Source organism: Kitasatospora sp. NPDC090091 (assembly GCF_044747365.1).
In the GTDB taxonomy this organism is placed as follows: domain Bacteria; phylum Actinomycetota; class Actinomycetes; order Streptomycetales; family Streptomycetaceae; genus Kitasatospora.
Window position 1 is genome coordinate 197,132 of the sequence record NZ_JBIVDY010000001.1, and the last position, 22,337, is coordinate 219,468.

The 22,337-nt window shown below is 71.7% G+C and carries 20 protein-coding genes and 2 riboswitches; of the genes, 12 read left to right on the top strand and 8 right to left on the bottom strand.

Translation table 11 applies throughout. The features are described from left to right. Positions 1–6: 6 nt before the first annotated feature. Positions 7–1,494: a cysteine desulfurase/sulfurtransferase TusA family protein gene (locus ACIPSC_RS00885; protein WP_400822471.1), complete on the bottom strand. Its 1,488-nt coding sequence runs from the start codon at positions 1,492–1,494 to the stop codon at positions 7–9. A 336-nt stretch (positions 1,495–1,830) separates the two neighbouring features. On the opposite strand from ACIPSC_RS00885, the gene coxB reads away from it, so the two are divergent. The 4 genes from coxB to ACIPSC_RS00905 all read left to right on the top strand — a co-directional run bounded on the left by coxB (position 1,831) and on the right by ACIPSC_RS00905 (position 6,304). Further along, entirely contained in the window at positions 1,831–2,685 is an 855-nt protein-coding gene (gene coxB, locus ACIPSC_RS00890; protein WP_400822016.1) for a cytochrome c oxidase subunit II, read from the top strand. Next, a complete protein-coding gene (gene ctaD, locus ACIPSC_RS00895; RefSeq protein WP_400822017.1) occupies positions 2,682–4,457 on the top strand; it encodes a cytochrome c oxidase subunit I in 1,776 nt (591 codons plus the stop codon). Before coxB ends, ctaD begins: the two co-directional genes overlap by 4 nt. Further along, a complete protein-coding gene (locus ACIPSC_RS00900) occupies positions 4,457–4,873 on the top strand; it encodes a cytochrome c oxidase subunit 4 (protein ID WP_400822018.1) in 417 nt (138 codons plus the stop codon). The genes ctaD and ACIPSC_RS00900 overlap by 1 nt, the downstream gene beginning before the upstream one ends. 168 nt (positions 4,874–5,041) lie before the next feature. Further along, on the top strand, positions 5,042–6,304 hold the full coding sequence (locus ACIPSC_RS00905) for an Ig-like domain-containing protein (RefSeq protein ID WP_400822020.1): 1,263 nt from the start codon (positions 5,042–5,044) through the stop codon (positions 6,302–6,304). An 84-nt stretch (positions 6,305–6,388) separates the two neighbouring features. Here the strand turns inward: ACIPSC_RS00905 and ACIPSC_RS00910 are convergent, their stop codons facing one another. The 5 genes from ACIPSC_RS00910 to ACIPSC_RS00930 form a co-directional block, all read right to left on the bottom strand. Continuing rightward, positions 6,389–6,772, bottom strand: a complete 384-nt coding sequence (locus tag ACIPSC_RS00910; RefSeq protein WP_400822021.1) for a GntR family transcriptional regulator — start codon at positions 6,770–6,772, stop codon at positions 6,389–6,391. A gap of 102 nt (positions 6,773–6,874) precedes the next feature. Continuing rightward, complete coding sequence (locus ACIPSC_RS00915) at positions 6,875–8,536, bottom strand: cytochrome bc complex cytochrome b subunit (RefSeq protein ID WP_400822023.1); 1,662 nt, start codon at positions 8,534–8,536, stop codon at positions 6,875–6,877. Then, positions 8,533–9,591: a Rieske 2Fe-2S domain-containing protein gene (locus ACIPSC_RS00920; protein ID WP_400822024.1), complete on the bottom strand. Its 1,059-nt coding sequence runs from the start codon at positions 9,589–9,591 to the stop codon at positions 8,533–8,535. Before ACIPSC_RS00920 ends, ACIPSC_RS00915 begins: the two co-directional genes overlap by 4 nt. A gap of 8 nt (positions 9,592–9,599) precedes the next feature. Further along, positions 9,600–10,409: a c-type cytochrome gene (locus tag ACIPSC_RS00925; protein WP_395296494.1), complete on the bottom strand. Its 810-nt coding sequence runs from the start codon at positions 10,407–10,409 to the stop codon at positions 9,600–9,602. Positions 10,410–10,596: 187 nt separating this feature from the next. Next, the gene (locus ACIPSC_RS00930; RefSeq protein ID WP_238740439.1) at positions 10,597–11,217 is read right to left on the bottom strand and encodes a heme-copper oxidase subunit III; all 621 of its coding nucleotides are present in this window, start codon (positions 11,215–11,217) and stop codon (positions 10,597–10,599) included. 395 nt (positions 11,218–11,612) lie between these two features. Between ACIPSC_RS00930 and ACIPSC_RS00935 the strand changes: the two genes are divergently transcribed. From ACIPSC_RS00935 to ACIPSC_RS00945, 3 genes are all read left to right on the top strand, one after another. Next, positions 11,613–12,032, top strand: a complete 420-nt coding sequence (locus tag ACIPSC_RS00935) for a hypothetical protein (protein WP_400822025.1) — start codon at positions 11,613–11,615, stop codon at positions 12,030–12,032. 145 nt (positions 12,033–12,177) lie between these two features. Further along, the gene (gene trpD / locus ACIPSC_RS00940; protein WP_400822027.1) at positions 12,178–13,254 is read left to right on the top strand and encodes an anthranilate phosphoribosyltransferase; all 1,077 of its coding nucleotides are present in this window, start codon (positions 12,178–12,180) and stop codon (positions 13,252–13,254) included. A gap of 108 nt (positions 13,255–13,362) precedes the next feature. After that, positions 13,363–13,480: riboswitch (SAM riboswitch) on the top strand. 48 nt (positions 13,481–13,528) lie between these two features. Beyond that, positions 13,529–14,911 carry an aminotransferase class V-fold PLP-dependent enzyme gene (locus ACIPSC_RS00945; RefSeq protein ID WP_400822029.1) on the top strand — a complete coding sequence of 461 codons (1,383 nt, stop codon included), beginning with the start codon at positions 13,529–13,531 and terminating at the stop codon, positions 14,909–14,911. Positions 14,912–14,941: 30 nt separating this feature from the next. On the opposite strand, the gene ACIPSC_RS00950 is transcribed toward ACIPSC_RS00945, so the two are convergent. Both ACIPSC_RS00950 and ACIPSC_RS00955 read right to left on the bottom strand, forming a co-directional pair. Then, a complete protein-coding gene (locus ACIPSC_RS00950; protein WP_400822030.1) occupies positions 14,942–15,223 on the bottom strand; it encodes an Lrp/AsnC family transcriptional regulator in 282 nt (93 codons plus the stop codon). A 41-nt stretch (positions 15,224–15,264) separates the two neighbouring features. Next, positions 15,265–16,047 (bottom strand): rhomboid family intramembrane serine protease, encoded by a 783-nt coding sequence (locus tag ACIPSC_RS00955; RefSeq protein WP_400822031.1) that lies wholly within the window; start codon positions 16,045–16,047, stop codon positions 15,265–15,267. 199 nt (positions 16,048–16,246) lie between these two features. Between ACIPSC_RS00955 and ACIPSC_RS00960 the strand changes: the two genes are divergently transcribed. The 5 genes from ACIPSC_RS00960 to ACIPSC_RS00980 all read left to right on the top strand — a co-directional run bounded on the left by ACIPSC_RS00960 (position 16,247) and on the right by ACIPSC_RS00980 (position 22,334). Then, positions 16,247–16,516 (top strand): hypothetical protein, encoded by a 270-nt coding sequence (locus ACIPSC_RS00960; RefSeq protein WP_400822033.1) that lies wholly within the window; start codon positions 16,247–16,249, stop codon positions 16,514–16,516. A 136-nt stretch (positions 16,517–16,652) separates the two neighbouring features. Further along, positions 16,653–18,131 (top strand): NYN domain-containing protein, encoded by a 1,479-nt coding sequence (locus tag ACIPSC_RS00965; RefSeq protein WP_400822472.1) that lies wholly within the window; start codon positions 16,653–16,655, stop codon positions 18,129–18,131. Positions 18,132–18,343: 212 nt separating this feature from the next. Continuing rightward, positions 18,344–19,387, top strand: coding sequence for an NlpC/P60 family protein (locus tag ACIPSC_RS00970; RefSeq protein ID WP_400822034.1), 1,044 nt, complete (start codon positions 18,344–18,346; stop codon positions 19,385–19,387). Positions 19,388–19,715: 328 nt separating this feature from the next. Next, a riboswitch (cyclic di-AMP (ydaO/yuaA leader) is annotated at positions 19,716–19,870 on the top strand. Positions 19,871–19,880: 10 nt separating this feature from the next. After that, entirely contained in the window at positions 19,881–21,047 is a 1,167-nt protein-coding gene (locus ACIPSC_RS00975; RefSeq protein ID WP_400822035.1) for an NlpC/P60 family protein, read from the top strand. A gap of 225 nt (positions 21,048–21,272) precedes the next feature. Further along, complete coding sequence (locus ACIPSC_RS00980; RefSeq protein ID WP_400822036.1) at positions 21,273–22,334, top strand: NlpC/P60 family protein; 1,062 nt, start codon at positions 21,273–21,275, stop codon at positions 22,332–22,334. The last annotated feature ends 3 nt before the right edge of the window (positions 22,335–22,337 follow it).

The window sequence follows — 22,337 nt, forward strand, 5'->3', positions numbered from 1 at the left end:
GGCCGGTCAAACGGTCCGCCGGACCAGATAGGCCGCGCCCCGGTCGGCGCCGTAGTCGGCGGCCGGGGCCTCGCCCACGTACTCCTGGCCGCGCATCCCGCACCAGGCCGGGATGTCCAGCCGGGCCGCCTCGTCGTCGGCCAGCACCGCGACGGTGCCGCCCGGGGGGACGTCGCCGATCCGCTTGGCCAGCTCGATCACCGGCAGCGGGCACCGCTTGCCGAGCGCGTCGATCACCAGACCGGCGGCCGGTCCGGGCGTCTGCGCGGCCTCCGAAGCCGCCGCCCCGGCAGCCCCGGCGCCCGCCGGCGCGGGCAGGTCCAGCCCGAGCGGGGCGCGGACCCCGGCCACCAGGCCGGGAAGTACGGCCAGGAACCGCTCGACGTCCTCCTCCGCCGCCCCGAACGGCAGCGACACCCGGACGTTCCCCTCGGTGAGCACGCCCATCGCCGCCAGGACGTGGCTCGGCGTCAGGGTGGACGAGGTGCAGGAGGAGCCCGAGGAGACGGCGAAGCCGGCCCGGTCCAGCTCGGTCAGCAGCACCTCGCCGTCCACGTACAGGCAGGAGAAGGTGACGAGGTGCGGCAGCCGCCGCACCGGGTCGCCGACCACCTCCACCTCGGGCACCAGCCGCGGCACCGCCGCCCGGATCCGCTCGACCAGGGCGTGCAGCCGGGCGTTCTCCCGCTCGGCCTCGGCCCGCACGGCCCGCAGCGAGGCGGCCGCGGCCACGATCGCGGGGACGTTGACGTACCCCGGCACCCGGCCGCGCTCGCGCTCGTCGGCCGGCAGCGGCGAGGCGTAGCGGACGCCCTTGCGCACCGCCAGGACGCCGACCCCGGCCGGCCCGCCCCACTTGTGCGCGCTCGCCGCCAGCAGCGACCAGCCGGCCGGGACGTCCACGCGACCGGCGCTCTGCGCCGCGTCCACCAGCAGCGGAACGTCGCCGCAGCGCTCGGCGACCTCGGCCACCGGCTGGACCGTGCCCACCTCGTGGTTGGCGGACTGCAGCACGGCGAGCGCGGTGTCCGGCCGCAGTGCGGCCGCGAAGTCCTCGGGGGAGACCCGCCCGTACCGGTCCACCGGGACGACCGTCACCGAGCCGGCGGCCGCTTCTCCGCCGGCCTCCGGCCGGGGGGACGCCCACCGCTCGGCGGTGTGCAGCACGCCGGAGTGCTCGACCGCGGAGTGCACCAGGTGGGAGCCGCGGCGCCGGTTGCCGGCCAGCGCGCCGAGCATCCCGAGCTGCACGGCCTGGGTCCCGCTGGCGGTGAAGGAGATCTCGTCGGCCCGGGCGCCGAGCACCTCGGCGACGGTCTCCCGGGCGGCGTCCAGCAGCATCCGGGCCTGCCGGCCGGAGCGGTAGAGCCGGGCCGGGTCGGCCCAGCCCTCGTCCAGGGCGGCGGTCAGCGCCTGCCGCGCGACGGGGTGGAGCGGTGCGGTGGAGGCCACATCGAAGTACACGGTCACATTTAACGACACTCCCGGGGGCATTCCGGTCCGGCCGCTCCGCTCACCGGCCGTCAGTCGATCAACCCGAATGTCCGATTCGTCCGCACCCGACGGACCGTCACCCACGTTGTCCGAGGTCATCCCCCGATCGGGCGTACGGGCCTCGAATGCCTGCGATGACCTGCGGCGCAGCCCTTGCCGGGCCTGATCGGGCGACCGGGCGGCGCGTTACCGGGACCTGCCCGTCAGCAGCGCATAAGGCTGGAGTAGGGTTTGGCCCGCATAAGCATTCAAACCGTGCCCGTGGACGGGTCGCCGGGGAGGTCCACTCCTCTCCGGGGCGACGCGAAGGCGGGCGAGACTTCGGGAAGGCGCTACGTGAGTCCCAACGGCTCCGACCGCTCGCCGCGGCGCACGATGCGGCGGAAGCTGCCTCAGGCGCTGGCACTGGGCCTCGTCATCGCGACCGCCACCGGCTGCTCGGCCAACGACCTCCCCAGGCTTGGCATGCCAAGCCCCGTCACCGAGGAAGGGCCGCTGGTCCTCCACATGTGGCAGGGGTCCTGGATCGCGGCACTGGTGGTCGGCGCACTGATGTGGGGTCTGATCCTCTGGAGCGTGATCTTCCACCGGCGCAGCCGCTCCGGCGTGGAGATCCCCCCGCAGACCCGGTACAACGTGCCCATCGAGGCGCTTTACACCGCGGTCCCCATCATCATCGTCTCGGTCCTCTTCTACTTCGTCGCCCGCGACGAGACGAGGCTGACCGCGATCTCCGCCAAGCCGCAGCACACGGTCAACGTGGTCGGCTTCCAGTGGAGCTGGGCGTTCAACTACGAGAACACCGAGACGCCCGACCCGGCCAACAAGGACGCCGCCTACGACGTGGGCACGCCGGCCGAGGTGCCGACCCTGTACCTGCCGGTCAACGAGTCGGTGAAGTTCGTCCTGACCTCCCGGGACGTCATCCACGACTTCTGGCCCGTCAACTTCCTGATGAAGATGGACGTCGTCCCGGGCGTGGTGAACCAGTTCGAGGTCACCCCGAACGTCAAGGGCGAGTACATGGGCAAGTGCGCCGAGCTCTGCGGCACCGACCACTCGCGCATGCTGTTCAACGTCAAGGTCGTCGACCGCGCCGACTACGACAAGCACCTGGCGGAGCTGCGGGCCAAGGGCCAGACCGGCGCGGTGCCCTCCGGCATCACGACCATGGGAAGTGAAGAGAAGTGACCATCCTCAACGAGCCCGCCGCGGCCGGCGGGGGCGCCGGGGCCGTCACGGTCGGGGCGCAGCGGACCCGCAAGCCGGGTTCCACCATCATCAAGTGGCTGACCACCACCGACCACAAGACGATCGGCACCCTGTACCTGGGCACGTCGTTCGCCTTCTTCCTGATCGGTGGCATCCTCGCGCTGGTCATGCGCGCCGAGCTCGCTCGTCCCGGGACCCAGATCCTGTCGAACGAGCAGTTCAACCAGGCGTTCACGATGCACGGCACGATCATGCTGCTGATGTTCGCGACGCCGCTCTTCGCCGGCTTCGCGAACTGGATCATGCCGCTCCAGATCGGCGCCCCGGACGTGGCGTTCCCGCGTCTGAACATGTTCGCGTTCTGGCTGTACCTGTTCGGCTCGACCATCGCGGTGGCCGGCTTCGTCACCCCGCAGGGTGCGGCCGACTTCGGCTGGTTCGCCTACTCCCCGCTGTCGGACGCCGTCCGCTCGCCGGGTGTCGGCGCCGACATGTGGATCATGGGTCTGGCCTTCTCCGGCTTCGGCACGATCCTCGGTGCGGTCAACTTCATCACCACGATCATCTGCATGCGCGCGCCCGGCATGACGATGTTCCGGATGTCGATCTTCGTCTGGAACGTCCTGCTGACCGCCGTGCTGGTCCTGCTGGCCTTCCCGGTGCTGGCCGCCGCGCTGTTCGCCCTGGAGGCGGACCGCAAATTCGGGGCACACGTCTTCGATCCGGCCAACGGTGGAGCGCTGCTCTGGCAGCACCTCTTCTGGTTCTTCGGCCACCCCGAGGTGTACATCATCGCGCTGCCGTTCTTCGGCATCGTGTCGGAGATCATCCCGGTCTTCAGCCGCAAGCCGATGTTCGGCTACTCCGGCCTGATCGCGGCCACCATCGCGATCGCCGGTCTGTCCGTGACGGTGTGGGCGCACCACATGTACGTCACCGGCCAGGTGCTGCTCCCGTTCTTCTCCTTCATGACCTTCCTGATCGCGGTCCCGACCGGTGTGAAGTTCTTCAACTGGGTCGGCACCATGTGGAAGGGCTCGCTGAGCTTCGAGACCCCGATGCTCTGGACGGTCGGCTTCCTGGTGACCTTCCTCTTCGGTGGTCTGACGGGTGTTCTGCTCGCCTCCCCGCCGATCGACTTCCACGTCTCGGACTCGTACTTCGTCGTCGCCCACTTCCACTACGTGGTCTTCGGCACCGTCGTCTTCGCGATGTTCGCCGGCTTCCACTTCTGGTGGCCGAAGATGACCGGCAAGATGCTCGACGAGCGCCTCGGCCGGATCACCTTCTGGACGCTGTTCATCGGCTTCCACGCGACCTTCCTGGTGCAGCACTGGCTCGGCGCGGAGGGCATGCCCCGCCGCTACGCCGACTACCTCGCCTCGGACGGTTTCACCACCCTGAACACCGTCTCGACCATCGGCTCGTTCCTGCTCGGTCTGTCGATCCTGCCGTTCCTCTACAACGTCTGGAAGACCGCCAAGTACGGCGAGAAGATCGAGGTCGACGACCCGTGGGGCTACGGCCGCTCGCTGGAGTGGGCGACCTCCTGCCCGCCGCCGCGGCACAACTTCCTCACCCTCCCGCGGATCCGCTCCGAATCCCCGGCCTTCGACCTCCACCACCCGGAGATCGCCGCGCTGGACTACCTGGAGAACCACGGTGAGCCGGCCAAGCACCTCGCCGGTGTGACCCCGGCGAAGTACGACAACCCGCAGCTGGGCAAGGGCAAGAAGGAGGGCGACGCCTGATGAAGGAACAGGGAAAGATCTTCCTCGGCCTGGCGGTCTTCGTCCTCGCGATGGCGATCACCTACGGCCTGTGGACCAACAACTCGGACCTCGGTGTCGAGGCTGCCGGTACCACGGCGCTCTTCCTGGCGTTCGCCCTCTGTGCCTTCATCGGGTACTACCTCGCCTTCACCGCCCGCCGGGTGGACAGCGGCGCGGGTGACAACCCCGAGGCGGAGGTCGCGGACGACTCCGGCGAGCTGGGCTTCTTCGCCCCGCACAGCTGGCAGCCGCTCTCGCTCGCGATCGGTGGCGCGCTCGCCTTCATGGGCGTGATCTTCGGTTGGTGGCTGCTGTACTGGTCGATCCCGATCATCCTGGTCGGCCTGTTCGGCTGGGTCTTCGAGTTCTACCGGGGCGAGAACCAGAACCAGTAGGTTCCGTCCCTCGCACAGGGCCGGGCATCCCGCACGGGGTGCCCGGCCCTGTTGCGTCCCCGGAGTGAGGCCCTCACTCCGCCGGCCCAACGGCGCTTCCCCCGGATGTCGCTCCGCCGCCCACCGTTCCTACGATCTGATCAATCGTGCGAACCCTCGGAGGCGGTCATGGCCGACAGGCGCGGAATCGCAGGTATAGGCAGCATCTCGCTGGCCCTCGCAGTGCTGGTCCCGCTGGCCGCCTGCACGTCCGGCGACGGGGACGACTCCGCCGGCGCCGTCCACAAGGTCGACGCGGCCCCGCTCGTCCACGTCTCGGCCGAGGGCAAGGTGGACCCGTCCCAGCCCGTCACGGTGACCGCCGTGCCCGGCAGCCGGCTCACCGACGTCACCGTGGTCGGCCCGGACGGCCGGGTGGTGGCCGGGACGCTCTCGGAGGACCAGCGCAGCTGGCAGACCACCGGGCGGCTGAAGGCGGCCACGGACTACACCGTCCGGATCGCCGCGGACGACGGCAAGGGCGGCCGCGGTGAGACCACCTCGGCCTTCTCCACCCAGGCGGCGCAGCGCCTGCTGACGGCCAAGCTCGGCCCGGACTCCTCCGGCACCGGCCTCTACGGCGTCGGCCAGCCGCTCACCGTCCAGCTCTCCGAGGCGGTCAAGGACCCGCAGGCCCGTCAGGAGGTCGAGCACGCCCTGACGGTCACCTCGCAGCCGGCCGTCACCGGCGGCTGGTACTGGGTGGACGACAAGAACCTGCACTTCCGCCCGCAGGAGTACTGGCCCGTCGGCACCACCGTCAGCCTGGTCTACGAGGGCACCGGCAGCCGGATCGCGGACGGCCTCTACGGCGGCGACCGCGCGGCCCTGGCGCTGCGGATCGGGGAGCGGGTGGAGTCGGTGGTGGACGCCGCCACCCACGAGCTCACCCTGAAGCGCAACGGCGAGGTGGTCCGGACGATCCCGGTGACCACCGGCAAGCCCGGCTTCGACACCCGCAACGGCGTCAAGGTGGTGCTCGGCCAGGAGCGCCAGGTGCGGATGAGCGGCGAGACGATCGGCATAGCCGCCGGCAGTTCGGAGTCCTACGACCTGAACGTGGAGTGGGCCACCCGGGTGACCTGGAGCGGCGAGTACGTGCACGCGGCGCCCTGGTCGGTGAGCTCGCAGGGCGTGGCGAACGTCAGCCACGGCTGTACCGGCATGAGCACCGAGAACGCCAAGTGGTTCTACGACAACACCCGGATCGGCGACCTGGTCACGGTGGTCAACAGCCAAGGCCCGGGCATGGAGCCGTTCGGCAACGGCTTCGGCGACTGGAACGTGTCCTGGACCGACTGGGTCAAGCACAGCGCCCTCGGGCAGAGCGTCAACACCACCCCGCCGGCCTCCCGGGCCCCCGCCGCCGGGATGATCCGCCCGGAGGTCTGAGCGCCCCGGCCCGGGCGGGCCCGGCCCTCCCGGGCCGTGAGCCCGCCCGGCCCGTGTGCCCGGCCCGTCGGCCCCCGTCGTCCGTCAGCCCTCCCGGCCCGGCTCCCCGTAGGCCAGCTGCAGCGCGGTCTGCACGGCCGCCAGAGCGTCGGTCAGTGGCACCCCGAGGCGCCGGGCCCGCTCGGCGTACTCGGCGGCGGCCGCGGCGGCCAGCCGGTGTCCGGTGTCCCCGGTCGCCGCGATCAGCGTCCCGCGCCGCCCGTGCGTCTCCACCACGCCGTCCGCCTCCAGCTCGCGGTAGGCCCGTGCCACCGTCCCGGCCGCCACCCCGAGCTGCTCGGCCAGCGCCCGCACGGTGGGCAGCCGCAGCCCGGTCGGCAGCTCGCCGCTGCGGGCCCGGTCGGCGATCTGCGACCGGATCTGCTCGAACGGGGGAGTGGCGGCGGCGGGGTCGACGGACAGCTCCACGATGGCTCCTGACGAAGGGTGGCGGGACGGAAAAGCCCGAGGGCCGCCGACCAGAAGAGTTCTGGTCGGCGGCCCTCGGGTGTGGCGCGGGGTGCGACGGGATCAGTGGTGGCCGTGGCCGCTGGTGATCTCGTGGTGCTCCTCGGAGGTGGGCTTGGGGATCTGGCTGCCCTCGCCGTAGAAGCCGCGGGAGAGCTTGGCCCGGGTACGGGTGATGACGCCGGCGCGGCGGGCCACGCCGTTCTCGTCCGTCTGGGCCGGCAGCTCGACCGGCTGGATCTGCTCGTGCGCGGTGAGCTTGTACAGGTCGGTCTGCGGCAGCTGCGCGTGGACCTCGACGAACTCGCCGTGCGGCAGGCGCTTGATGACGCCGGTCTCGCGGCCGTGCAGCACCTTCTCCTTGTCCCGGCGCTGGAGGCCGAGGCACCAGCGCTTGGTGATGATGAAGGTGAGGACCGGCACCACGAAGAAGCCCACACGGACGAAGTACGTCACGTCGTTGAGCGACAGGTGCAGGTGGGTGGCGAAGAGGTCGTTGCCACCGGCGACCAGCAGGACCAGGTACAGGCTGATCCAGGCGGCGCCGAGCGCGGTGCGGACCGGGGCGTTGCGCGGGCGGTCCAGGATGTGGTGCTCGCGCTTGTCACCGGTGATCCAGCCCTCGATGAACGGGTAGACCGCGATCGAGACCAGCACCAGCGGGAAGACGACCATCAGCGGGATGAAGACACCCAGGTTGAGGGTGTGGCCCCACAGGCCGATCTCCCAGCCCGGCATGACGCGGATCAGGCCCTCGGAGAAGCCCATGTACCAGTCGGGCTGGGCGTCGGTGGACACCTGGTCCGGACGGTACGGGCCGTACGCCCAGATCGGGTTGATCGAGGCGATCGCCGAGACGGCCGCGATCAGACCGAACACCAGGAAGAAGAAGCCACCGGCCTTGGCCATGTAGACCGGCATCAGCGGCATGCCGACGACGTTCTTCTCGGTCTTGCCCGGGCCCGCCCACTGGGTGTGCTTGTGGTAGAAGACCAGGATCAGGTGGGCCACCAGCAGGCCCAGCATGATGCCGGGGATCAGCAGCACGTGGATGGTGAAGAACCGCGGCACGATGTCGTGGCCGGGGAACTCGCCCCCGAACAGGAACATCTGGATGTAGGTGCCGACCAGCGGGGTCGCCAGGACGGCGCCCTCCATGAACCGGATACCGGTGCCGGAGAGCAGGTCGTCGGGCAGCGAGTAGCCGAAGAAGCCGTCGAACATGCCCAGGACCAGCAGCAGGAAGCCGAAGACCCAGTTGATCTCACGCGGCTTGCGGAACGCGCCGGTGAAGAACACGCGCATCATGTGCACGAGCATCGCGGCCACGAAGACCAGGGCGGCCCAGTGGTGGATCTGGCGGATCAGCAGACCGCCGCGGACCTCGAAGCTGATGTCGACGGTCGACGCGTACGCCTCGGACATCTGGATGCCCTTGAGCGGGACGTACGACCCGTCGTAGATCACCTCGCCCATGGAGGGCTTGAAGAACAGCGTCAGGTAGACGCCGGTCATGATGATGATGACGAAGGTGTAGAGGCAGATCTCGCCCAGCATGAAGGACCAGTGGTCCGGGAAGATCTTGCGCAGGTTGGCCTTGGCGAGGGAGTAGATCCCCAGCCGGCCGTCCGTCCAGTCAGCAGCGGCTTCCCACTTGTTGGCGGGATTGGCACGCGTGCTGGCGGGCTTGGCGGCACCGGAGGTGGTGCTGCTCGCGCTACTCATCGAGCACGCTCCCAGTAGCTCGGGCCGACGGGCTCGTCGAAGTCGCCGGTGGCGACCAGGAAGCCCTTCTCGTCAGTGGTGATCTTCAGCTGCGGCAGCGGGTGGCCGGCCGGGCCGAAGATGACGCGCGCGCCGTCCGCCAGGTCGAAGGTCGACTGGTGGCAGGGGCAGAGCGCGTGGTGGGTCTGCTGCTCGTAGAGGCTGATCGGGCAGCCGACGTGGGTGCAGATCTTCGAGTAGGCGAGGATGCCCTCGAAGCCCAGGTCCCGGGACTTGTCGTCCTTGATGTCGTCCGGCGCGATGCGCACCAGCATCAGGGCGTCCTTGGCGATCTGCTGCTGGAAGTCCTCGTCGTGGACGTGCAGGCCCTCGGGCATCGCGAAGGTCAGCGACCCGACGATGATGTCCTCGGCCTTCATCGGCAGGTTGGTGTTCATGTTGATGAGCTGCAGCGGCTTGGCCTCGGTGGCCTCGCGCCAGCCGGTGTGCTCCAGCTTGTCCTCGGGCAGCGGGCCCAGGTCGCGCAGGAGCACCACACCGGACAGCGGCACCAGCGCCATCGAACCGATGAGGGTGTTGCGGATCATCTTGCGGCGGCCGAAGCCGGACTCCGCGGCACCGGTCCTGAACTGCTCGATGACGTCGGCACGGAGCTCGTCGTCGGCCTCGATCGGGTGACGCTCGGCCGGCAGCTCGTGGTCCGACATCAGGGTGCGGGCCCAGTGGACCGCGCCCGCGCCGATCATGAACAGGGCCAGGCCGAGGGTCATGCCCAGGGCGAAGTTCATCTCGCTGATGTGGCCCAGCGGCCAGACGTAGATGATCTTGTCCGGGTCGATGGCGACGAACGACGCGATGAAGCCGATGGTGGCGAGCATCGAGACCACGAACATCAGCGAGACCTGGCGCTCGGCCCGCTTGGCGGCCCGCTCGTCGATGTCGGTGCGACGCGGTTCGTGGGCCGGCAGGCCCGGGTCGGCGAACGGGTCGCCGTGGGCGGCCACCTCGTGGTGCCCGGCGGAGCCGTGCGACTCCGGGAGCTTCTCTTCTGACATGTCGTGGCTCATGACTTCTTGGCCTTGGTGGTGTGGGCGGCGACCCAGATCGCGACCGCGATGAGCGTTCCGAGACCGAAGATCCAGCCGAACAGGCCCTCGGTCACCGGACCGAGGCTGCCGAGCGTGAGACCACCGGGGTTCGGCTCATCGTTGGTGGTGTGGCGGACGAAGGCCACGATCTGCTTCTTCTGCTCCTCGGGCATGGTGGTGTCCGGGAACGACGGCATGTTCTGCGGGCCGGTCTGCATGGCCTCGTAGATGTGCTTGGCGTCCACGCCCTCCAGCGACGGGGCGTACTTGCCCTTGGTCAGGGCACCGCCCTGGCCGGCGAAGTTGTGGCACTGGGCGCAGTTGGTGCGGAACAGCTCGCCACCCTTGGAGATGTCCTCGGGGTTGGTCGAGGTGAACTGCTCCTCGGTCGGCGTCACCGGGCCGGGGCCGAGCGAGGACACGAAGGCGGCGAGCTGGTCGATCTCCGCCTGCGAGTAGATGGTCTTCTTGCGCGGCACCTGGGCGCCGGGCTGCTGGGCCGGCATGCGACCGGTGCCGACCTGGAAGTCGACCGCGGCGGAGCCGACGCCGACCAGGCTGGGACCGTCGCTGCTGCCCTGGCCGTTCAGGCCGTGGCAGGAGGAGCAGCCCACGGCGAAGAGCTTCTTGCCCTCATCGATCGCGAGCGACTGCGCGGCGACGTCGGCCTGCGCCTTGTCGGCGGGCGCGAACGCGGCGTACAGCCCCCCGGTTGCCGCCAGGGCGAGAAGTAGGACGACCAGCGCCGCCAATGGGTGGCGCCGTCGTGCGGAGAGCTTTTTCACGGAATAACCCCGGTGTCAGGATCTGGTCGACTGGTGGGTGCACCCGGCGGCCGGTCTGGCCGGCACGAGGCTGCCTCTCTAGGGCTGCGCGCGCGGTCGGTCGGTGGGAGCGTCGGCACCGGACGAAGCGGCCCGTCGCCGGTGAGGGCGGGGCCGTGCGCCGGTGGCCAGCGACCTGATCAGCTGGTTACTTGATCAGGTAGATGGTCGCGAACAGGCCGATCCACACGACGTCGACGAAGTGCCAGTAGTACGACACCACGATGGCGGCGGTGGCCTGCTCGTGCGTGAACCGCTTGGCTGCGTACGTCCGTCCCAGGACCAGCAGGAAGGCGATCAGACCACCCGTCACGTGCAGACCGTGGAAGCCGGTGGTCAGGTAGAACACCGTGCCGTACGGGTCGGAGGACAGCGAGAGACCGTCCTTCTTGACCAGCTCGGTGTACTCGAAGACCTGGCCGCCGATGAAGATCGCGCCCATCACGAAGGTGATGACGAACCACGAGCGGAGCTTCTTCACGTCCCCGCGCTCGGCAGCGAAGACGCCGAGCTGGCAGGTCAGCGAGGAGAGCACCAGGATCGTGGTGTTGACCGAGGAGAAGGGCACGTTGAGGGCGTGCGCCTTCTCGGTCCAGAACTCGGCTCCCTTGACGGAGCGGAGCGTGAAGTACATCGCGAAGAGGGCCGCGAAGAACATCAACTCGGAACTGAGCCAGACGATCGTTCCGACGCTGACCATGTTCGGCCGGTTGACCGATCCGTGCGCGTGCCCGGTTTCTACTGCTGTTGCTGTCGCCACGACGGACATTATGTCGGTCCCTTATTCCGTCTTCACGCCGGGGGGTCTCCCTCGGAGTGTCCGGTGCGTGCGGTATGCCCCGGTGGCGCCGGACGGGGCGTCCGGACAGGGACTGAGCAGCGGCGTGTCCCTTTTCTGACGGTTCTTCGCAGGCCCCTTCGACCCCCTTGCCCGGCGTGTCGCTGCACCGCTGCGGTGGGCCCGGGAAGTAAGGGGAGCGGACCCGCGGTCGGCCGTACGGGTGGACTGCGTGCGCGGGGGTGACGGGCCGTCCTCCGGGAGGGTGAGCCGGGGGCGCGGCGGCTTGAGGGGATCGTGCGGGACGGCCTCGGCGGAGGGTGATCGGGAGTAGCATCCGGAGTGAGGTGAACGTGGTCCGGATCACACGTGAGGGAGCAGGGCCCATGGCGTACAAGTCCGACGAGACGCTGACCGTCCTCGTCTACAGCCACGACCGCAACACCCGCGAGCAGGTGCTGACGGCCCTCGGCCGCCGGCCCGCCGAGGACCTTCCGGAGCTGGAGTACCTGGAGTGCGCGACGCACCCCGCGGTTCTGAAGGCACTGGAGAAGGGGGGCGTCGACCTCTGCGTGCTGGACGGCGAGGCGGTGCCGGTCGGCGGGCTGGGGCTCGCGCGGCAGCTGAAGGACGAGATCTACGGCTGCCCGCCGGTGCTGGTGCTGATCGGCCGGCCGCAGGACACCTGGCTGGCCGCCTGGAGCCGGGCCGACGCCGCGATCTCCCGGCCGGTGGACCCGGTGGCGCTCGCGGAGGCCGCCGCCACGCTGCTCCGGGCCCGGGTGGCGAAGCGGACGCCCGCCTAGGTCCGGTCCGGCGCGCGCCCCGCGGGCGCCGTCTCAGTACGAGAGAAGAAGTCCGGCGGCGGGACCTCGGCGTCCCGCCGCTCGATAGGCTGGCTCCATCCGTACGGACATCCCTTCCGGGAACCGACAACAGCTGGAGTCAGCCATGGTGAACGTGAACCCTGCGAACGGCGGCAACGACCCCGTGCAGGTGGTCCGCACCTGGCCCGACGTCCTGTCGGCACTGCTGAGGGGCGAGGACCTCGACCGCTCCGCCTCCTCCTGGGCGATGGACCGGATCATGAGCGGCGAGGCCTCCCCGGCCCAGGTGGCCGGCTTCATGGTGGCGCTCCGCTCCAAGGGCGAGACGGTGGAAGAGGTCACCGGCCTGGTGGACGCGATGTACGCGCACGCCGAGCCCCTCTCCATCCCCGGCCCGGCCGTGGACATCGTGGGCACCGGCGGCGACCGGGCCAAGACGGTGAACATCTCCACCATGTCCGCGATCGTGGCCGCCGCGGCCGGCGCGAAGGTGGTCAAGCACGGCAACCGGGCGGCGAGCTCCGCCAGCGGCTCCTCGGACGTCCTGGAGAAGCTCGGCATCAGCCTCGACCTGTCCGCCCGGCGGGTGGCCGAGGTGGCCGAGGAGGTCGGCCTCACCTTCTGCTCCGCGGCGCGCTTCCACCCGTCGATGCGGCACGCCGCGACCGCCCGGCGCGACCTCGGCGTCCCGACCGCGTTCAACATCCTCGGCCCGCTGACCAACCCGGCGCGGGTGACCGCGCACGCGGTCGGCTGCTTCGACACCCGGCTGGCCGGGCTGATCGCCGGCGTGCTGGCCGGGCGCGGCGCCCGCGCGCTGGTCTTCCGCGGCGACGACGGCCTGGACGAGCTGACCATTACCACCACCTCGCGGGTCTGGGTCGTCCGCGACGGCGAGGTCACCGAGACCACCTTCGACCCGCGCACGGTCGGCATCGAGCCGGTCGGCATCGAGGCGCTGCGCGGCGGCGACCCGGCGTACAACGCGGACGTGGCCCGCCGGCTGCTGGCGGGTGAGCAGGGGCCGGTGCGGGACGCCGTCCTGCTGAACACGGCCTCGGCCCTGGTGGCGCTGGACCTCACCGACGCGCCGCTCGCCGACCAGCTCGCGGCGGGCATGGCGCGGGCCGCCCGGGCGATCGACTCCGGCGCCGCACAGGATCTGCTGAAGCGCTGGGCGGAGGCCACCAGCAAGGCGTGAGAAGGCAGTTGGGGCCCGCGGGGAGGCGTTCCCGCGGGCCCCTCGTGCTGTCCGGATGGCGGAACGCTGTTTGACCACCCCGGCGGGCGCGACCTAGAGTCTTGGCCAGGTCATGAGTGACAGCGCGAAGCCCCAGCTTGCTGTCCGGCAACCCTCCGTCCGTGGCGGGGTGCCCTGGGTGAGGACCGGGCCCCGTGGCGATCCGCCCGCGGGGCAAGCGCGGACGCCGGACGACATGCACCCCGGGGTCCTCACCCCGTGAAGGAGTGCACCCGTGTCCCTGCTCCCCACCGAAGTCCGTGCCCCGCTCGCCGTCCTCGGCCGCGACGTGCAGGTCCCGCTCGCCGACGGTGCGAAGGTCGAGTACGCCGCGCTCGACTACGCCGCCAGCTCCCCGGCGCTGCAGCGGGTCTGGGACGACGTCGCCGCCTACGCCCCGTACTACGGCAGCGTGCACCGCGGCGCCGGCTACCTCTCCCAGCTCTCCACCGACCTGTTCGAGCAGAGCCGCCGCACCGTCGCCGGGTTCCTGGACCTGCGCGAGGGCGACCAGGTGGTCTTCACCCGGGCCACCACCGACTCGCTCAACCTGCTGGCCGGCGCCGTCCCGGCGGGCACCCGGGTCTTCGCCTTCGAGACCGAGCACCACGCCTCACTGCTGCCCTGGGCCCACGCCGGGCTGGCCGTCACCTACCTGCGCGCCCCGCGCTCGCGGGCCGAGGCGGTCGCCGCCCTGGACGCCGCGCTGGCCGCGGCGCCCGAGGGGCCCAAGCTGCTCTGCGTCACCGGGGCCTCCAACGTCACCGGCGAGCTCTGGCCGGTCGCCGAACTGACCCGGACCGCCCATCGGCACGGCGCCCGGGTGGTGCTGGACGCCGCCCAGCTCGCCCCGCACCACCGGGTCTCGGTCCGGGAGCTGGACGTGGACTGGATCGCCTTCTCCGGCCACAAGATCTACGCGCCGTTCGGCGCCGGGGTGCTGGCCGGCCGCGCCGACTGGCTGGACGCGGCCGACCCCTACCTGGCCGGCGGCGGCGCGACCCGGACGGTCGCCCGGGAGGCGGACGGTTCGGTCGCCGTGCAGTGGCACACCGGCCCGGCCCGGCACGAGGCCGGCTCGCCGAACGTGATCGGCGCCTACGCGATCGCCTCGGCCTGCCGGGCGCTCACCGAGGCCGGCTGGGACGCGCTGGAGGCCCGCGAGCAGCAGCTGGTCGCCCGGCTCACGGCCGGCCTGGCCGAGATCCCGCAGGTGAAGGTGCTGAACCTGTTCGGCGCCGGCTCCGCGCGGGTGGGCGTCCTCTCCTTCGTGGTGGAGGGCTGGAACAGCTCGCACTTCTCGGCCGCGCTCTCCGCCGAGTACGGCATCGGGGTGCGCGACGGCCTCTTCTGTGCGCACCCGCTGGTGCGCACGCTGCTCGGTGACGAGGACGTGGCACCGTCGGAGTGCGGTGCCCCCGAGCCGTCGCTGCCGGGCGAGCGGAGCCTGAACGCGATCCGGGTCAGCTTCGGCGCCGGAACCCCGGACGAGCACGTCGAGCGGTTCCTCACCGCCGTCCGCGAGCTGGTCACGGACGGCGCGGCGTGGACCTACCGCAACGAGGGCGGCCGCTGCGTCGCGGCGGTGCAGGTCGACCGGGGCCGGCGCGCGGGCTGAGCCGGCCGCTGCGGGGCTCCGGGCGGGCTGCTACTCGTCCAGGCCGAGCGCGAAGGCGGCTTCCAGGTCGTGCTGGGAGTAGGTGCGGAAGGCGATCTGGGTCTCGGTGTGGGCCACGCCCGGGACCTTGTTCAGCCGGCCGGGGATGACCTCCGCCAGGTCGTCGTGGTGGCGCACCCGCACCATCGCCACCAGGTCGTAGCCGCCGGTGACCGAGTAGACCTCACTGACGCCCTCGATGGCCGCGATCGCCTCGGCGATCTCCGGGATGCGGTCGACGCTGGTCTTGATCAGGACGATGGCGGTGATCACTGTTCCGGCTCCTTTGTGAGGTGCCGCCAGGGTATCGGGCGTCAGCCGGGGCGTCGCGGGGGACGGGTGGCGAGCGTGCAGGCGTAGAGGAAGCCGGCCGCGAAGCCGATCACGTGCACCAGGTAGGCGACCCCGGGCCCGGCCGAGTGCACCGACCACCACTGGAGGGCGAACCAGAGCCCGAGCACCAGCCAGGCCGGGAATCGCAGCGGAAGGAAGAGCAGCAGCGGGACGAGCGTGGTGACCCGGGCCCGCGGGTGCAGCCGCAGGTAGGCGCCGAGTACGGCCGAGATCGCCCCCGAGGCGCCGATCAGCACCCGGGTGGAGTCCGGGGCGTGCGCCTCGGCCAGCGCGAACCCGTACGTCGCCAGCGAGCCGGCCGCCAGGTAGAAGAGGGCGAACCGGGCCCGGCCGAACCGCTCCTCGACGCTGGGGCCGAAGACGTGGAGGAAGAGCAGGTTGCCCAGCAGGTGCAGCCAGCCGGCGTGCAGGAAGAGCGCGCTGAGCACCGAGAGCGCCGGGTGCTTGCCCGGCGTCGGGGCGGCCGGGCAACCGGGCACCGGGTCGGGGGCCTGCGCCAGCTGTTCGGCGGTCAGCGGCCGGCCGGCCAGCAGCTCGGCGGGGACGGCCCCCCAGCGCTGCTCGTACCGCTGCTCGGCGCAGACCCGCGCCTGCCCGCGGCCGTAGAGGGGGTTGATGCCGGCAGCCGGGCCGAGCAGGAAGACCAGGGTGTTGAGCGCGATCAGGGCGTAACTGACGGCCGGGACGGCCGCGGCCGGGCGACCGCCCCGCGCACCGGTGTGGTCGAGGACCGGGATCGCCATGCGGCCAAGCATCCCTCCGCGGGGCACCGGTGACACCGGGCGTGCGGCAGGTGGGCTAACTGCGGAACGCCCTGACCGGTGGCCGCGGTGGTTGCCCCAGGCAATAGGCTTGGGGCGGGCATTCCCGCCTCCCGCCGCCGATGCCGGGGCTCCGGGGGGAGCGCCTGAGCCCACCCAGGGACCACCGAGAGGATCCCCGATGACCGTCCCCGCTCTGACGCCCGAGACCCGTTGGCGCTGCACGCTCTGCGGCAACCTCACCCGCTTCGACGTGACCCGGTCCCTGCGGGTCACCGAGTTCCTCCACTTCGACCTGGCCGGCGAGTCCAAGGTGGAGGAGACCGAGGTGCACAGCGAGACCGTCGAGTCGGTGCGCTGCCGCTGGTGCAACGCGGTGGACCAGGTCGAGCTGGTGGCCCGCCCCGGCGCCGAGGACGCGGCGCCGGCCGAGGGCGCCGAGCAGGGCTGATGCCGGGCCGTGCGGTGGGCGGTGGGCGGCAGGGCCGCCCACCGCACGGGACAATGACAGGCGGAGCGCACGGAGCGTGACGACAGGGACGGCCGCGGTCGGCCGTACCCGCTGGACCAGGATCGGAGCCGAGGACGTGGTGGACGCAGCGAACGAGCCCGCGGGGCCGCAGCGGCGGCAGCCCGCTGTGGACGCGCAGGCCCCGGACGCGGCCGAGACCGAGGCCGCCCCGTCCGCAACCGCGGCCCCGGCCGACCCGGCCGCCGGTGAGGAGCCCGGCGAGGAGCCGGCGGCAGGCCGCGCCGCCGAGCAGCTCGACCGGCCGCTGCCCGAGGGCGTGCGCCGCCGGGTGGTCGGGCTGGCCGCCGACGCGCTCGGCGGGCTGCCCCCCGGTGAGCTGCCGCAGTCGCTGCGCCAGTACGCCAAGTTCACCCCGGCCCGGCGGGCCAAGTACGCGGCCACCGCGCTGGCCGCGGCGCTGGAGTCCGAGCCGGCCTTCCGGGTGCGGATAGCGGAGCGGCTGCGGCTGGGCCAGCCCGACCTCGTCCGGGCGCTGGAGTCGGGCACCGTTCCCGCGGCCGCCGACCCGATGGACGTCGCCGCCGCCGCCTACCTGGTCCGGTCGGCGGGCTGGAGCCGGCTGGTGGCCGAGGCCGGCGAGGAGGCCGAACGGGCCGGTGCCGAGGGCGCGGTGGCGGAGGCCGCCCAGCTGGTGGAGAAGCTGCAGGCGGAGCTGGCCGAGCTGCGGGCCGCCGCCCGCGCCGACCTGGACCGGCACCGGGCCGAGTCGGAGGACGTCCGCAAGGAGGGCGACTCGCTGCGCCGGAAGGTGCGGTCGCTGGAGAGCGACACCCGGCGGGCGCAGGCCGAGACCCGCCGGGTCTCCGCCGAACTGGATGCGCTGAAGGCGCAGGCCGCCGCCGAGCGCAGTGCGGCCGAGAGCGAGGCGCGGCGGCTGCGGCACCGGATCTCCGAGCTGGAGACCACCGTGGAGCAGGGCCGCCGTTCGGCCCGCGAGGGGCGCAGCGTCGAGGACATGCGGCTGCGGCTGCTGCTGGACACCGTGCTGCAGTCGGCGCAGGGGCTGCAGCGGGAGCTGGCGCTGCCGGTCTCCCAGATCCGCCCGGCCGACCTGGTGGAGGCGGTGGTGCCGGGCTCGGCCTCGCCGCACGACGTGGCCCGGCGTGCCCTGGCCGAGGACGATCCGGCGCTGCTGGACCAGCTGCTGGCGATCCCGCAGGTGCACCTGGTGGTGGACGGCTACAACGTGACCAAGACCGGCTATCCGACGCTGCCGCTGGAGCAGCAGCGGATCCGCCTGCTGGGCGGCCTGGCGATGCTGGCGCAGCGCACGCAGGCGGAGGTCACCTGCGTGTTCGACGGGCAGGACCTGGACGTGCCGGTGATCATGGCGCCGCCGCGCGGAGTCCGGGTGCGCTTCAGCCGGACCGGGGAGACTGCCGACGAGCTGATCCGCCGCCTGGTGCGGGCCGAGCCGCAGGGCCGTCCGGTCGTGGTGGTCTCCACCGACCGGGAGGTCGCGGAGGGCGTGCGGAAGGCGGGCGCGCGCCCCGTCGCGTCGGTGCTGCTGCTGAACCGGCTGGCCCGGCCGTAGGCTTCCGCAGTGGCCGGGCAGACCCGCGTGACGCCTGCTCAGCGCCCGGTTTGCGGTCGTGTGACGATTTCGTGAAGTCATGGCGGGCGGCCGGAGTTCACGCCATCGGGGGAGTGGCGGAAAGCCTGGATCTTCACTAGGGTCTGGCGTCAAACCTATTTTCCGGATTCTCACTCGATCGGGTGAGTCCATTGGAAGAAGGAGCCGGTCCCTTGGCCTCCCACCGCCGTCCCAAGCAGCCGAGCCGCGCGCGGGTCTCCGTGCTCACCGCTGCCGCTGCGACCGCGGTCGCTCTCTCCGCCCAGGTCGCCGCCCACGCCGCGCCCACCCCGTCGCCCAAGAAGGACGACGTGAAGGCGCAGATCGACCAGCTGCAGGAGGAGGCCGAGCAGGCCACCGAGAAGTACAACGGCGCCAAGGAGCGGGCCGACCAGCTCCGCAAGCAGGCCGACCAACTGCAGGACCAGGTGGCTCGCGGCCAGGACGAGATGACCCAGCTTCAGGGCGGGCTGGCCGCGGTGGCCGGCGAGCAGTACCGCACGGGCGGCATCGACCCGTCGGTCCAGCTGATGCTCTCCTCCGACCCGTCCGGCTACCTGGACAAGGCCTCCAGCGTGCAGCAGGCCTCCTCCAGCCAGACCGAGGCGCTCAAGGGACTGCAGGACCAGCAGCGCCGGCTGGACCAGCAGAAGGCCGAGGCGGCCGCCGTCCTCGCCTCGCTGGACAGCACCACCAAGGACCTCAACCAGTCCAAGACGGACGTCAACAAGAAGCTGAAGGAGGCCCAGGACCTCCTGAACTCGCTCAGCGCCGCCGACCGGGCCGCCCTGCGCGCCGCGCAGCAGGCGGAGGACCGTGCCTCGCGCGGCTCCGAGCGCGCGGACCTCGGCAGCCTGCCGCAGGCGAGCGGCTACGCCGGCACGGCCGTCTCCATCGCGATGAGCAAGCAGGGCTCCCCGTACGTCTGGGGCGCCACCGGGCCCAGCACCTTCGACTGCTCGGGCCTGATGGTCTTCGCGTACAGCAAGGCCGGCGTCTCGCTGCCGCGCACCTCGCAGGCGCAGGGCAACGTCGGCACCCGGGTGCCCTCGCTCGCCGAGGCCCAGCCCGGCGACCTGATCATCTACCGCAGCGACCGCAGCCACGTCGGGATGTACATCGGCAACGGCATGGTGGTGCACGCGCCGCACACCGGTGACGTGGTGAAGGTGATGAAGGCCGACGCGATGCCGATCAACACCATCCGCCGCGTCTGACGGACCGGCAGGCCCCCCCGCGGGCCCCGAACGGACCTGTGATCCGCGCCACCCCCGATCCCGGGGGTGGCGCGGTTTCTGTCCGTTCCGATGACAAGCGATCAGCTCCGCGTACGGCGCCGATCACGTCCGGTCATATTCACAAATGAACATGGATGATGTTCCGGCTTTTTTCTGACAAGGATTTGAACGGATCACGGTTCTGTTACTAGGGTCGGGCCTTGAACCACCGCACAGTCGATCACCCAGCCTGGGTGGCGGCGGAGGTTTACCGCCGAGTTCGCGAAGCAGCGGGTCGGGCCGCAGGCCCGTCCGAGTGGGAGCCCAGTAGTCGGGGGCGCTGTGGAGCGGAGCCGGGGAACCATGTTCCTCCGGGGTGAATCGGCGCCAGGTCGGCCGGTGGAACGGCCGGTGAGGCGTCGTAGGGCCTTCTTCCGGCCCGAACCCGTCAGCTCACCCGGTAGGCGGACGTAGGAAGAAGGAGTCCGCCTTCGTGGCGTCCCATCGTCGTCCCAAGCCCGCCGGCCGCGCCCGTGTCTCGATCCTGACCGGTGTCGCCGCCGCAGCCGTCGCCCTCTCCGCGCAGTCCGGTGCCCACGCCGACCCGACGCCGACCAAGGACCAGGTCAAGGAGCAGGTCGACCAGCTCAACGAGCAGGCCGAGGTCGCGACCGAGAAGTACAACGGCGCCCAGGCCAAGCAGCAGGAGCTGCAGAAGCAGGTCGGCGAGCTGCAGGACAAGGTGGCCCGTCAGCAGGCCGCGGTCACCGAGGCCCAGGGCGGCCTCGCCGAGATCGCCGGCGAGCAGTACCGGACCGGCGGCATATCGTCGACCGTCCAGCTGATGCTCTCGTCCAGCCCCGACAACTTCCTCAACCAGGCCGGGGCGCTGACCCAGGCGAGCAGCACCCAGTCCGGCGCGCTGAAGGAGCTCCAGGAGCAGCAGCGCAGGCTCGACCAGGACCGCAACGAGGCCCAGGCCAAGCTCGGCGAGCTGGAGACCACCACCCAGCAGCTGAAGGCCTCCAAGGAGGAGGTCCAGGCCAAGCTGGCGAAGGCCCAGGACCTGCTCAACACGCTGACCGAGCAGGAGCGCCGCGCGATCCGCGAGGCCGAGGAGAAGGCCGCCGCCGAGGCGCAGGCCAAGGCCGACGCCGCTGCGAAGGCCGCGGCCAAGGCGAAGGCGGACGCCGACCGCGCCTCCCGCGACACCAGCCGCACCGACCTCTCCGGGTCCGGCTCCGGCTCCGGCTCCGGATCTGCGACCGCGGACCCCGCTCCGGCCCCCAAGCCGGTCGCCGCGGGCAGCTCGCGCGGTGCCGCCGCGCTCTCCATCGCCGCCGGCAAGGTCGGCAGCCCGTACGTCTACGGCGCCGCGGGCCCGAACTCCTTCGACTGCTCGGGTCTGATGGTCTGGGCGTTCAACCAGGCCGGCGTGTCGCTGCCGCGCACCTCGCAGGAGCAGGCCCACGCCGGCACCCGGATCGGCTCGGACCTCTCCCAGGCCCAGCCCGGCGACCTGCTGATCTTCTACAGCGACGCCCACCACGTGGGGATCTACGCGGGCAACGGCCAGGTGCTCCACGCGCCCAAGCCGGGTGCCTCGGTGCGCTACGAGGCGGTCTCCAACATGCCGCTGGCGTCCATCGTGCGCGTCTGATCCGCAGTCGGTTCCGACAGGCCCGGTCTCCCCAGGTGGGGAGGCCGGGCCTGCGGCTTTCCCGGCGGCTCGCCCTGGTGTCCGATTCCGGGTCAAATATTCGGGTTGGGAGGGGTTTGGACTCGCTTGCCCGGACTCGCTAACGTCTGCCACCGGACTCCCGTCGAGAGCCGCCCACCCCGGTGCGGCCGCGGGGCCGGGCCGCAGGATCGGAGCCGCTGTCGCATGTCCGTGCACCGCCGTTCCCCGCTGTCGGGGGCGCACGCCCTCGCCCGTGCGCTGGTGCTGACCGCCGCGGCCACCACCGTGCTCGGGATGGCGACGGGCGGCACCGCCCAGGCCGCCCCGGGGCCGGACGGGCCGGCCAGCCGCAAGGACGTCAAGGCCCAGGTGGAGCAGCTGTACGACGAGGCCGAGCAGGCCTCCGAGCGGGTCAATGCGGCGCAGGAGGCGCAGCAGCAGCTGCAGCACGAGACCGGCACCCTCCAGCAGCAGGTCGCCGTGGCCCAGGACGAGCTCAACCAGCTGCGCGGCGACCTCGCCACCGTGGCCGGCGCCGAGTACCGCGGCGGCGGCATGGCGCAGACCGTCCAGCTGATGCTCGCCACCGACCCCGAGGGGTACCTGGCCACGGCCCGCACCCTCGACCAGGCCGCCGAGCGGCAGAGCGAGACGCTGCGCGAGGTGGTGGCCCGTCAGCGGCGGCTCGACCAGCGCCGCACCGAGACCTCCGCCAAGCTCGCCGAGCTGGAGCAGACCCGCCGCGCCCTGGCCGAGAGCAAGCAGCAGATCCAGCAGCGGCTGGCCAAGGCGCAGAGGCTGCTCAACAGCCTGGGCGAGGCGGAGCGGGCCAGGATGGCCGCCCAGGACGCGCGCGAGGCCGAGCAGCGCGCCACCCGCGGCACCGACCGGCTCGACCTCGGGACCGCCCCACCGGCCTCCGAGCGCGGTGCGGCAGCGCTGGCCGCCGCCGTGAGGATGATCGGCTCGCCCTACGTGTACGGATCCACCGGGCCCCGCGCGTTCGACTGCTCCGGTCTGATGTACTGGAGCTGGCGGCAGGCCGGAGTGACCCTGCCGCGCACTTCGCAGGCCCAGGCGTCGGCCGGCCAGCGGGTCAGCCTCTCCGACGCGCGACCGGGAGACCTGGTGATCTTCTACCGGGACATGCACCACGTCGGCATGTACGCCGGCGGCGGGGTGATCGTGCACGCCCCCTACCCGGGTGCCAAGGTGCGGTACGAGAGCGTCAACGCCATGCCCCTCGCGGGGGTGATCCGGCTCTGAGCC

Excerpts from the sequence above, each read along its gene's own strand:
- ACIPSC_RS00930 (WP_238740439.1), bottom strand. The coding sequence starts at position 11,217 with ATGTCCGTCGTGGCGACAGCAACAGCAGTAGAAACCGGGCACGCGCAC.
- ACIPSC_RS00920 (WP_400822024.1), bottom strand. The coding sequence starts at position 9,591 with ATGTCAGAAGAGAAGCTCCCGGAGTCGCACGGCTCCGCCGGGCACCAC.
- ACIPSC_RS00885 (WP_400822471.1), bottom strand. The coding sequence starts at position 1,494 with ATGCCCCCGGGAGTGTCGTTAAATGTGACCGTGTACTTCGATGTGGCC.
- ACIPSC_RS00905 (WP_400822020.1), top strand. The coding sequence starts at position 5,042 with ATGGCCGACAGGCGCGGAATCGCAGGTATAGGCAGCATCTCGCTGGCC.
- ACIPSC_RS00900 (WP_400822018.1), top strand. The coding sequence starts at position 4,457 with ATGAAGGAACAGGGAAAGATCTTCCTCGGCCTGGCGGTCTTCGTCCTC.
- trpD (WP_400822027.1), top strand. The coding sequence starts at position 12,178 with ATGGTGAACGTGAACCCTGCGAACGGCGGCAACGACCCCGTGCAGGTG.
- ACIPSC_RS00980 (WP_400822036.1), top strand. The coding sequence starts at position 21,273 with ATGTCCGTGCACCGCCGTTCCCCGCTGTCGGGGGCGCACGCCCTCGCC.
- ACIPSC_RS00915 (WP_400822023.1), bottom strand. The coding sequence starts at position 8,536 with ATGAGTAGCGCGAGCAGCACCACCTCCGGTGCCGCCAAGCCCGCCAGC.
- ACIPSC_RS00960 (WP_400822033.1), top strand. The coding sequence starts at position 16,247 with ATGACCGTCCCCGCTCTGACGCCCGAGACCCGTTGGCGCTGCACGCTC.
- ACIPSC_RS00955 (WP_400822031.1), bottom strand. The coding sequence starts at position 16,047 with ATGGCGATCCCGGTCCTCGACCACACCGGTGCGCGGGGCGGTCGCCCG.
- ACIPSC_RS00935 (WP_400822025.1), top strand. The coding sequence starts at position 11,613 with ATGGCGTACAAGTCCGACGAGACGCTGACCGTCCTCGTCTACAGCCAC.